The organism is Streptomyces sp. NPDC050504 (assembly GCF_044458065.1).
Lineage (GTDB): Bacteria > Actinomycetota > Actinomycetes > Streptomycetales > Streptomycetaceae > Streptomyces.
Genome location: NZ_JBITHO010000001.1, coordinates 184346 through 195013 on the forward strand (window position 1 = coordinate 184346; position 10668 = coordinate 195013).

Below are 10668 nucleotides of genomic sequence, written 5' to 3' on the forward strand. Positions count from 1 at the left end.
CGGCGCGGAAGGCTCCAAAGACGGCCGCCGGATCCTGTGGGATCACGCACCCCGTACCCGGCGGTAGCCGCCAAGACTGGGAAGCTCCTGTCACTCGCAGCAAGGGGACCCCGCACATGACCGGCTCACGCGTCGTCGCCCTCGGGCACTACCAGCCCGCCAAGGTGCTCACCAATGACGACCTGGCCGCGATGGTCGATACCAGCGACGAGTGGATCAGCAGCCGCGTCGGCATCAAGACCCGGCACATCGGGGGCCCCGACGAGCCCGTGGACGAGCTGGCCGCGCACGCGGCGGCCAAGGCCCTCGCGGCGGCCGGGCTGATGCCCGCCGACATCGACCTGGTGCTGGTCGCCACGTCCACGGCCATCGACCGCTCGCCGAACATGGCGGCCAGGGTCGCCGCCCGCCTCGGCATGGCCTCGCCCGCGGTCCTGGACCTGAACGTCGTCTGCGCGGGCTTCACGCACGCGCTGGCCACCGCCGACCACGCGGTACGGGCCGGGGCGGCGAGCCGCGCGCTGGTCATCGGCGCGGACAAGATGGGCGACATCGCCGACTGGACCGACCGCACGTCGTGCGTGCTGCTCGGGGACGGCGCGGGCGCGGCGGTCGTCGAGGCGAGCGACGAGCCGCTGATCGGGCCCGTGCTGTGGGGGTCGGTGCCGGAGATGGGGCGCGCGGTGCGCATCGAGGGGACGCCGCCGCGGTTCGCCCAGGAGGGGCAGTCCGTCTACCGCTGGGCCACGACGCAGCTCCCGCCGATCGCGCGGAAGGTCTGCGAGCGGGCGGGGGTGACGCCCGAGGAGCTGGCGGGCGTGGTGCTGCACCAGGCGAACCTGCGGATCATCGAGCCGATGGCGGCGCGGATCGGGGCGGTGAACGCGGTGGTCGCGCGGGACGTGGTGGACTCCGGGAACACGTCGGCCGCGTCGATCCCGATGGCGCTCTCGAAGCTGGTGGAGCGGGGAGAGGTGAGTACGGGGGAGCCCGTGCTGCTCTTCGGCTTCGGGGGGAACCTGTCGTACGCGGGCCAGGTGATCCGCTGCCCGTAGGGCGCCCGCCCCCGCGCAGCGGAACCAGCACCCCCGTACCCACCTTTGTCCTCGGTGTGGAGAAAGTTCGCGGCGATTCACGCCCGACTTCTTCCCACTCCCGACAGCGACTGCTACGTTCCCCCTCGAAAGCCCACCGCAGGCCACCGCAGGGGAAAGGCAGGGGCCGCCGCGTGAGACGCATGACCGCACGACCCGCCAACGCGCACCAGGCCCGCCTGCTGCGCCTCCTCCGCGACTCGGGGCCCAACTCCCGCGCCCAGCTGGGCGATCAGGTGGACCTCTCCCGTTCCAAGCTCGCCGTCGAGGTCGACCGCCTCCTCGAAACCGGCCTCGTCGTCGCGGACGGCCTCGCCGCGTCCCGGGGCGGGCGCCGCTCGCACAACATCCGCCTCGCCCCCGAACTCCGCTTCCTCGGCGTGGACATCGGCGCGACCTCGGTCGACGTCGCCGTCACCAACGCGGAGTTGGAGGTCCTGGGCCACCTCAACCAGCCCATGGACGTCCGCGAGGGCCCCGTCGCCGTCTTCGAGCAGGTGCTCGCGATGGCGGGCAAGCTCAGGGCGTCCGGCCTCGCGGAGGGCTTCGACGGCGCGGGCATCGGCGTCCCCGGCCCGGTGCGCTTCCCCGAGGGCGTGCCGGTCGCGCCGCCGATCATGCCGGGCTGGGACGGCTTCCCGGTCAGGGAGGCGCTCAGCCAGGAGCTCGGCTGCCCGGTCATGGTCGACAACGACGTGAACCTGATGGCGATGGGCGAGCAGCACGCGGGCGTCGCCCGCACCGTCGCCGACTTCCTCTGCGTCAAGATCGGCACCGGCATCGGCTGCGGCATCGTCGTGGGCGGCGCCGTCCACCGCGGCACCACCGGCAGCGCGGGCGACATCGGCCACATCCAGGTCGAGCCGGACGGCCGCTCCTGCGCCTGCGGCAACCGGGGCTGCCTGGAGGCCCACTTCAGCGGCGCCGCGCTCGCCAAGGACGCCGAGGAAGCGGCCCGTACCGGACGCTCCGAAGAGCTGGCCGCCCGCCTCGCCGCCGCGGGCGCCCTCAGCGCGGCGGACGTCGCGGCGGCCGCCGCGACGGGCGACGCCACCTCGCTCGACCTGATCCGCGAGGGCGGCAACCGCGTCGGCCAGGTCATCGCGGGGCTCGTCAGCTTCTTCAACCCCGGGCTCGTCGTCATCGGCGGCGGGGTGACCGGCCTCGGCCACACCCTCCTGGCGAGCGTGCGCACCCAGGTCTACCGCCAGTCCCTGCCGCTGGCGACCGGCAACCTCCCCATCGTGCTGGGGGAGTTGGGCCCCGTCGCCGGAGTGATCGGCGCGGCCCGCCTCATCAGCGACCACCTCTTCTCACCCGCCTGACGGGCCCCGCACCACCGCCTCCGCGCCACCGTCTCCGTACCGCTGCTCCTGCTCTGCCCTGAATCCGGCCGCACCCGCCAGGGGGAACCGTCATGGCATCAGCACCACCAGCACCAGAGCCGACACCAGCATCAATACCGGCACCGGCACCGGCCGAGCCGTCCGCACCACTGCTCGCCATGTCCGGCATCACCAAGACCTTCCCCGGCGTGCGCGCGCTCGACGGCGTGGACCTGGAGGTCGCCCCCGGCGAAGTGCACTGTCTGCTCGGCCAGAACGGTGCGGGCAAGTCCACGCTCATCAAGGTCCTCGCCGGGGCGCACCAGCCCGACGGCGGCACGATCACCTGGCGCGGCGACCGCGTCGCGCTCAAGTCGCCCAGCGCCGCGATGCGCCTGGGCATCGCCACCATCTACCAGGAACTCGACCTGGTCGAAGGGCTCTCCGTCGCCGAGAACGTCCACCTCGGCCACGAACCCACCACCGCGGGCTTCGTCGTCAGGAGGCGCGGCGCCAGGTCCACGACCGCCGCCCTGCTGGGGCGGCTCGGCCACCCCGAGATCGACCCCGACCGGCTCGTCGCCCGGCTCTCCGCCGCCCAGCGGCAGGTCGTCTCCATGGCGCGCGCCCTCTCGCACGACGTGCGCCTCATCGTCATGGACGAGCCGACGGCCGCCCTCGACCCCGACGAGGTGGACAACCTCTTCCGGATCGTCGGCGACCTCACCGCCGACGGCGTCGCCGTCGTCCACATCTCCCACCGCCTGGAGGAGATCCGCAGGATCGGCGACCGGGTCACCGTACTGAAGGACGGCCGGGCCGTCGCCGCGGGGCTCCCCGCGAAGACCACCCCGACCCGGGACGTGGTGGCGCTGATGACCGGACGCGACGTCGAGTACGTCTTCCCGCCGCGCCCCGCCACCACCGGGGAGCGCGCGGACGAACCCGTACTGCGCGTCGAACGCCTGGGCAGGAAGGGCGAGTTCAGCGACGTCGACCTGGAACTGCGCCCCGGCGAGATCCTCGGCATCGCCGGGCTCGTCGGCTCCGGCCGCTCCGAGATCCTGGAGACCGTCTACGGTGCGCGCCGCCCCGACACCGGCCGGGTCCTGGTCGACGGCCGCGCCCTGCGCCCCGGCAGCGTCCGCGCCGCCGTCCGCGCGGGGCTGGGCCTCGCGCCCGAGGAACGCAAGGCCCAGGCGCTCCTCGCCCTCGAATCCGTGACCCGCAACGTCTCGGTCTCCTCGCTCTCCCGCTTCTCGCGCGCCGGCTGGCTGGACCGCGCCGCCGAACGCGCCGCCGCCGGGGCCGCCACCCGCGAACTGTCGCTGCGCCCCGACGACCCCGACGCCCCCGTCCGCACCCTCTCGGGCGGCAACCAGCAGAAGGCCGTGCTCGCCCGCTGGTTGCTGCGCGGCTGCCGCGTCCTGCTACTGGACGAGCCGACCCGGGGCGTCGACGTCGGCGCCCGCGCCGAGCTGTACGCGGTGATCCGCCGCCTCGCCGACGAAGGGCTCGCGGTCCTCCTCGTCTCCAGCGAGGTCCCCGAAGTGCTCGGTCTCGCCGACCGGGTGCTGGTCCTGCGCGAGGGGCGCGTGGTGCACGGCGCGCCCGCCACGGAGCTCGACGAGCACCGCGTGCTCGACCTCGTCATGGAAGGGAGCCCGACCGCATGATCCCGCAGGACACCGCACCACCCGAAACCAAGTCCCCTTCCCCCGCGCCGCGTTCGCGCCCCGCGCTCGGGCTCCGCCTCGACGTGCGCAACCTCTCGCTGCTGGGCGTGCTCGCCGTGCTGGTCGCCGTCGGCGGCCTCACCAAACCGGACGAGTTCCTGGACACCGGCAACCTCCAGCTGGTCCTCACCCAGTCCTCGGTCATCGGCGTGGTCACCGTCGGCATGACCTTCGTCATCGTCGGCGGCGGCATCGACCTGTCGGTCGGCGCGATCGTCGCGCTCGCCTCGGTCTGGGCGACGACGCTCGCCACCCAGGAGTACGGCTTCGCGGGCATCCTCTTCACCGCGGTCGTCGTCGGCCTCGGCTGCGGCCTGGTGAACGGCGTGCTCATCGCGTACGGGGGGATGGTGCCGTTCATCGCGACGCTCGCCATGCTCGCGGCGGCGCGCGGGCTCGCGCTCCAGATCACCGACGGCAAGACGCAGATCGTCACCGTCGATTCGGTGCTCGACCTCGGCGTCCCCGACTCCTACGTGCTCGGCGTTCCGCCGCTGGTGCTGGTCTTCGCCGCCGTCACCGCCGTCGGCTGGCTGCTGCTGGGCCGCACCACCTTCGGGCGGCGCACCGTCGCCGTCGGCGGCAACGCGGAGGCGGCCCGCCTCGCCGGGATCGACGTCCGCAGACAGCGCCTCTACCTGTACCTGCTCTCCGGGCTCTGCTGCGGCATCGCCGCGTTCCTGCTGGTGGTCCTCGCCGGCTCGGGACAGAACACCAACGGCAACCTCTACGAGCTGGACGCCATCGCCGCCGCGATCATCGGCGGCACCCTGCTCAGCGGAGGCCGGGGCACCATCGTCGGCTCGGTGCTCGGCGTCCTGGTCTTCACCACGATCACCAACATCTTCGCCCTGAACAACCTGGAGACGGCCACGCAGCAGATCGCCAAGGGCGCGATCATCGTCGCCGCCGTACTGGTGCAGCGCCGCACGCTGCGCGGCGACCCCGCCTGACACCCGGTCGTACACCCCCCCGCGAACCCACCCGATCCCCCCTCCCGGAAGGGTTGAACCGCCATGCCAGAAAGCCCCCGCACCAGCCGCAGAGGGATGCTCCTGGGCGCCGCGGGAGTCTCCGCGACCGCCCTGCTCACCGCCTGCACCAGCAACGAGCCGAAGGAGTCGAAGGACGAGGAACCGGCCCGCAACGACGCCCCCGCCGACGACGGGACCGGCAAGGCCGTCACCATCGGCTTCGCGGGCCCGCAGGCCGACCACGGCTGGCTCAACGCCATCAACGACAACGCCAGGGCGCGGGCGGAGAAGTACTCGGACGTGACCCTGGAGATCACCGAGGGCTCCAACGACACCGCCGCCCAGATCGGCCAGATCCAGACCCTCATCAACAAGAAGGTCGACGTCCTGGTCATCCTCCCCGCCGACGGGAAGGCCCTGACCCAGATCGGGCTCCGGGCCATGAAGGCGGGCATCCCCGTCGTCAACCTCGACCGGATCTTCGCGACCCCGCAGGCGTACCGCTGCTGGGTCGGCGGCGACAACTACAGCATGGGCCTCAACGCCGGGCGCTACATCGGCGAACAGCTCAAGGACGAGCCGGACGCCAAGGTCGTCGAGCTGGCCGGAATGGACAGCCTGGAGCTGACCCGACAGCGCACCAAGGGCTTCGACGACGCCCTCAAGAACTACCCGAACATCAAGAAGGTCGCCCGTCAGGCCGCCGAGTTCACCGTCGAGTCCGGCCAGGCGAAGATGGCCCAACTCCTCCAGGCCCAGGGGAAGTTCGACGCGCTGTGGAACCACGACGACGACCAGGGCGTGGGCGCGCTGCGGGCCATCGCGCAGGCGGGCCGCAAGGAGTTCCTGATGGTCGGCGGCGCGGGCGCCAGGTCCGCGATGGACGCCATCAAGGCCGACGACGGCGTGCTCAAGGCGACCGTCCTCTACCCGCCGACGATGGCCGCTTCCGCCATCGACCTGGCCCGCGCGCTGGGCCAGGGCAAGGGCATCGGCGGTCTCTCCGAACTGGAGATCCCCGCGACGGTCACCTGCTACTCGGCCGTCGTCACCAAGGAGAACGTCGACCAGTACCTGCCGACGGGCTTCCGCTGACGGCGAGCCCCCGCCAGTGGCCCCGCACCGCACGACGACGAGGAGGAAGCCCGTATGGCCGCCCGTAACCCTGAGGAAGCGACCGGCGAAGCAGCCGGGGAACTCGGCATCGGCATGGTCGGACACGCGTTCATGGGAGCCGCCCACTCGCAGGGCTGGCGCACCGCCGCACGCGTCTTCGACCTGCCGCTGAGGCCACGGCTCGCCGCGCTGTGCGGACGCAGCCCGGACGCCGTGCGGGCCGCGGCCGACAAGCTCGGCTGGGCGGCCGCCGAGACCGACTGGCGGGCGCTCGTCGCCCGCGACGACGTCCACCTCGTCGACGTGTGCACCCCGGGCGACAGCCACGCGGAGATCGCGATCGCCGCGCTGGAGGCGGGCAAGCACGTGCTGTGCGAGAAGCCGCTCGCCAACACCGTCGCGGAGGCCGAGGCGATGGCGGCGGCCGCCGAAGCGGCCCGCACCCGGGGGCAGTTGGCGATGGTCGGCTTCAACTACCGCAGGGTGCCGGCCGTCGCGCACGCGCGCGGACTCATCGCGGCCGGGCGCCTCGGCGCGCTGCGCCACCTGAGGCTGACGTACCTCCAGGACTGGCTGGTGGACCCGGACTTCCCGCTCACCTGGCGGCTCGACCGCGAGCGGGCGGGCTCCGGGGCGCTGGGCGACCTCGGGGCGCACATCGTGGACCTCGCGCAACACCTCGCGGGGGAGCCGCTGGTGGGGGTCTCCGCGCTGACCGAGACGTTCGTGCGCGAGCGGCCCGTGCCCGGCGCCCGCGCGGAGCGGGGCGCGGTGACCGTGGACGACGCGGCGCTGTTCACCGGGCGCCTCGCCTCGGGGGCGCTCGCCTCCTTCGAGGCGACCCGCATGGCGACGGGCCGCAAGAACGCGCTGCGCCTGGAGGTCAACGGCGAACTGGGCTCCCTCGCCTTCGACCTGGAGCGGCTGAACGAACTGTCCTTCCACGACCACACCGAGCCCGCCGTGTCCGCGGGCTTCCGGCGGATCCTCGTCACCGAGCCAGGCCACCCCTACCTGGAGGCGTGGTGGCCGCCGGGCCACGCGCTCGGCTACGAGCACACCTTCGTCCACCAGGCCCGCGACCTGGTGCGGGCCGTCGCGGACGGCGTCCAGCCCGAACCGTCCTTCGCGGACGGGCTGCGGGTGCAGCGGGTGCTCGCCGCGGTGGAGGAGAGCGCGCGGAAGAACGCCGTCTACACCCCCGTGGCGGCCGACCCCGCCCCCGTAGGGGCCGGTTCCGTCCCCGCACAGGCATAGGAGGCACGCCGTCATGCCACGTCCCTTCACCCTCTTCACCGGCCAGTGGGCGGACCTGCCGCTGGAGCAGGTCTGCCGACTGGCCCGCGACTTCGGCTACGACGGACTCGAACTCGCCTGCTGGGGCGACCACTTCGAGGTCGACAAGGCCCTCGCCGACCCTTCGTACGTCGCCGGGCGGCACGCGCTGCTCGACAAGTACGGCCTCACGTGCTGGGCGGTCTCCAACCACTTGGTGGGCCAGGCCGTCTGCGACGCCGTCATCGACGAACGCCACCGGGCGATCCTGCCCGCCCGCATCTGGGGCGACGGCGAGCCGGAGGGCGTGCGCACCAGGGCGGCCCGCGAGATCGCGGACACCGCGCGGGCCGCGGCCGCCCTCGGGGTCCGTACCGTCGTGGGCTTCACCGGATCCGCCATCTGGCACCTGGTGGCGATGTTCCCGCCCGTGCCCGCCCACATGATCGAGCGGGGCTACGAGGACTTCGCCGAGCGCTGGAACCCGGTTCTGGACGTCTTCGACGCCGAAGGCGTGCGCTTCGCCCACGAGGTGCACCCCGGCGAGATCGCCTACGACTACTGGACGACGCGGCGCGCCCTGGACGCGGTCGGCAACAGGCCCGCCTTCGGCCTCAACTTCGACCCCAGCCACTTTGTCTGGCAGGACCTCGACCCGGTCGGTTTCCTCTACGACTTCCGGGAGCGGATCTACCACGTCGACTGCAAGGAGGCCCGCAAGCGGCTCGACGGCAGGAACGGCCGCCTCGGCTCGCACCTGCCGTGGGGCGATCCGCGGCGCGGCTGGGACTTCGTGTCGGCGGGCCACGGTGACGTGCGCTGGGAGGACGTGTTCCGGATGCTGCGCTCGATCGGCTACGAGGGGCCCGTGTCGGTGGAGTGGGAGGACGCGGGGATGGACCGCCTCGCGGGGGCGCCGGAGGCCCTTGAGGTGCTGAAGCGGTACGACTTCGACCCGCCGGGGGCCGCGTTCGACGCGGCGTTCGGGGGCGGTTCCTAGGGGGGGCGGCGCGGGGGCACGGGGGTACCGGGGTGCGGTGGTGCTGAGGTGCGGGAGGTCAGGGGCGGGTGGGGGAGTGGCCGGGGCCCGGTACGGCGGTGGGCCCCGGCCGGTCCGCACCGCGCGCCGCGGTTCGGCGCGCGCGTCGGTGCCGTGCGTCAGCGGGCGGCCGGGGCCGGTCGGCCGCTGTCCGCCACCAGGGGACTGCGCGCCCCGGTCTGCGGATCCACCCGACAGGTCACGTCACGCGCCGGCAGCTTGCCGGTGGCCAGATAGGTCGCGGCCAAGCCGTCCGCGCAGCGGTTGAGCCCCGCCACGCCGTGGCCCTCGCCGCCGGCGACGGTGACCATCCGGGAGCCCTTCATGGCGCGGTGCATGCTCTGCGCGGCCTTGAGCGGGGTCTGCGAGTCCCACTCGTTCTGCACGACGAGCGCCTTCACCGTGTTGTCGACCTTCGTGACCGGCTCCACCGGCGCGTCCCAGAACGCGCACGGCCCGATGCCCGAGGCGAAGTCCCCGTGCAGCGGGTACCTGGCCGCGTCGCGTATCGAGTTGGCGCGGTACGTCCGGGGGTCGCGCGGCCAGGCGGCGTCGCCGCACAGCACGGACCAGAGCGCCGAGACGGTCTGGTCCGTCGGCCCCGGCATTGGCGGGATCTCGGTGTCCTCGCCCGCCGCCGCCTTCTTGACCACGACGACCCACTCGGCCCCGCTGCGGGGGGTGAAGAACTCGGCGCGCAGGGCGTCGCGGATGTCGGCGCCGCTGTACGGCGCGCCGCCGACCACGATCGGCTCGCGGTCCGCCCGCCGCACGAGGCCCCAGAAGGTCTCGGTGACCTCGTCGGCCGTCGTGCCGAGCCCGTACGTGGCGGAGCGCTCGGCCGTCCACTTCGCCCACCGGGCGAACGCGGGCTCGGCCTCGCGGCCCCAACTGCGGAACATCTCCCGCCACATGCCGTCCGGGTCGACGGCGCTGTCCAGGACGAAGCGGTCGGCGCGCTGGGGGAACATCTGCGTGTAGACGGCGCCGAGCGCGGTGCCGTACGAGATCCCGAAGTACGAGATCCTGCGCTCGCCCAGCAGCGCGCGCAGGACGTCCATGTCGCGGGCGGTGTTGCGCGTCGTGATGTGCGGCAGCAGGTCGCCGGACTTCGCGCGGCACTTGTCCGCGACGCGCTTCGCCCACGCGACGTTCGCGTCGAACGTCCGCAGGGGCCGCATCAGGGACTGCTCGTCCTTGGCGAGCCCGCAGCTGACGGGCGTGCTGCGGCCGATGCCGCGCGGGTCGAGGCCGATGAGGTCGTAGCGGTCGAGCACGGACTTCGGGTAGACCTCGGCCAGGCGCAGCGGGACCGTGATGCCGGGCCCGCCGGGGCCGCCGGGGTTGGAGAGCATCACGCCGCGGCGCTTGCCCGGGTCGGTGCTGCGCAGCCGGGACGCGACGATCTCGATCTTCCTGCCGCCGGGGCGGCGGTAGTCGAGCGGCACCTTGAAGGAGGCGCACTGGAGGGCGGCGGGGGTGTCGGCGCCGCAGCGGCGCCAGTCGAGCTTCTGCCGGGTGTAGGAGGCGGGGAGCGCGGTGGTGGCGACGGGGGAGGGGGCGGCGGATGCGGCGGCCGGTGCGGCGCCGGGGGTGGCGGCAGCGGCGGTGGCGGGCCCCGGTGAGGCGTGAGCCGGGACGGCCGCCAGGCCGGGTGCCAGCGCGGCCAGGACACTTGCGGCGACGAGGGGCGGCAGGTGTTTTCTGCGCACGAACGGTCCTTCCGGAGGTGTGGTGACGTATTCCTTCTTGATCCTGTCGCCGTCGCCGGTGGAGCGAATCGCCCGGAAAGGCGAGATGTATCCAACTCGGGTGGTACGTACGGGATGCGGTACGTACTCCAGGTGGTGGAGGGCGGGCGGGGGAGTCTCGGGGTTGGTGTCAGGGTTCGGGCCGAGGGAACCGGAGGGTGCGCCACCGCTGCGGCCTCCTGCTTTGTCTTTCCACGGGAAGAAGTTCAACTTGGCCGCCGCGCAAGGGGTTTCGGTCCCGGACGAACCCGGCTACCGTCCCAATCGTGTACACGACATGACTCGCGCCCCGCGTGAATCGCAACGGATCGGAACGGCACACGGCACCACGTCCGTACAACCGGCCAATTCCGGAGGA

General features: G+C 73.1%; 8 protein-coding genes. 7 read left to right on the forward strand and 1 reads right to left on the reverse strand.

The genetic code is table 11. The features are described 5' to 3' along the window. Positions 1-116 precede the first annotated feature (116 nt). The 7 genes from ACIBNE_RS00785 (at position 117) to ACIBNE_RS00815 (ending at position 8520) form a co-directional block, all read left to right on the forward strand. Positions 117-1055, forward strand: coding sequence for a beta-ketoacyl-ACP synthase III (locus tag ACIBNE_RS00785; protein WP_399267979.1), 939 nt, complete (start codon positions 117-119; stop codon positions 1053-1055). Between the two features lie 182 nt (positions 1056-1237). Further along, the gene (locus tag ACIBNE_RS00790) at positions 1238-2419 is read left to right on the forward strand and encodes an ROK family protein (protein ID WP_399267981.1); all 1182 of its coding nucleotides are present in this window, start codon (positions 1238-1240) and stop codon (positions 2417-2419) included. Between the two features lie 179 nt (positions 2420-2598). Beyond that, positions 2599-4095: a sugar ABC transporter ATP-binding protein gene (locus ACIBNE_RS00795; protein WP_399267983.1), complete on the forward strand. Its 1497-nt coding sequence runs from the start codon at positions 2599-2601 to the stop codon at positions 4093-4095. Continuing rightward, the gene (locus ACIBNE_RS00800) at positions 4092-5108 is read left to right on the forward strand and encodes an ABC transporter permease (protein ID WP_399267985.1); all 1017 of its coding nucleotides are present in this window, start codon (positions 4092-4094) and stop codon (positions 5106-5108) included. The genes ACIBNE_RS00795 and ACIBNE_RS00800 overlap by 4 nt, the downstream gene beginning before the upstream one ends. A 63-nt stretch (positions 5109-5171) precedes the next feature. Next, positions 5172-6224 carry a substrate-binding domain-containing protein gene (locus tag ACIBNE_RS00805; protein WP_399267987.1) on the forward strand — a complete coding sequence of 351 codons (1053 nt, stop codon included), beginning with the start codon at positions 5172-5174 and terminating at the stop codon, positions 6222-6224. A 54-nt stretch (positions 6225-6278) separates the two neighbouring features. Continuing rightward, positions 6279-7502: a Gfo/Idh/MocA family protein gene (locus tag ACIBNE_RS00810; protein WP_399267989.1), complete on the forward strand. Its 1224-nt coding sequence runs from the start codon at positions 6279-6281 to the stop codon at positions 7500-7502. 13 nt (positions 7503-7515) lie between these two features. After that, positions 7516-8520 (forward strand): sugar phosphate isomerase/epimerase family protein, encoded by a 1005-nt coding sequence (locus tag ACIBNE_RS00815; RefSeq protein WP_399267991.1) that lies wholly within the window; start codon positions 7516-7518, stop codon positions 8518-8520. Between the two features lie 158 nt (positions 8521-8678). Here the strand turns inward: ACIBNE_RS00815 and ACIBNE_RS00820 are convergent, their stop codons facing one another. Continuing rightward, entirely contained in the window at positions 8679-10271 is a 1593-nt protein-coding gene (locus ACIBNE_RS00820) for an alpha/beta hydrolase (RefSeq protein ID WP_399267994.1), read from the reverse strand. Positions 10272-10668: the final 397 nt, after the last annotated feature.

Coding starts and splice junctions, on each gene's coding strand:
- ACIBNE_RS00805 (WP_399267987.1), top strand. CDS start 5,172: ATGCCAGAAAGCCCCCGCACCAGCCGCAGAGGGATGCTCCTGGGCGCC.
- ACIBNE_RS00815 (WP_399267991.1), top strand. CDS start 7,516: ATGCCACGTCCCTTCACCCTCTTCACCGGCCAGTGGGCGGACCTGCCG.
- ACIBNE_RS00790 (WP_399267981.1), top strand. CDS start 1,238: ATGACCGCACGACCCGCCAACGCGCACCAGGCCCGCCTGCTGCGCCTC.
- ACIBNE_RS00785 (WP_399267979.1), top strand. CDS start 117: ATGACCGGCTCACGCGTCGTCGCCCTCGGGCACTACCAGCCCGCCAAG.
- ACIBNE_RS00800 (WP_399267985.1), top strand. CDS start 4,092: ATGATCCCGCAGGACACCGCACCACCCGAAACCAAGTCCCCTTCCCCC.
- ACIBNE_RS00795 (WP_399267983.1), top strand. CDS start 2,599: ATGTCCGGCATCACCAAGACCTTCCCCGGCGTGCGCGCGCTCGACGGC.
- ACIBNE_RS00810 (WP_399267989.1), top strand. CDS start 6,279: ATGGCCGCCCGTAACCCTGAGGAAGCGACCGGCGAAGCAGCCGGGGAA.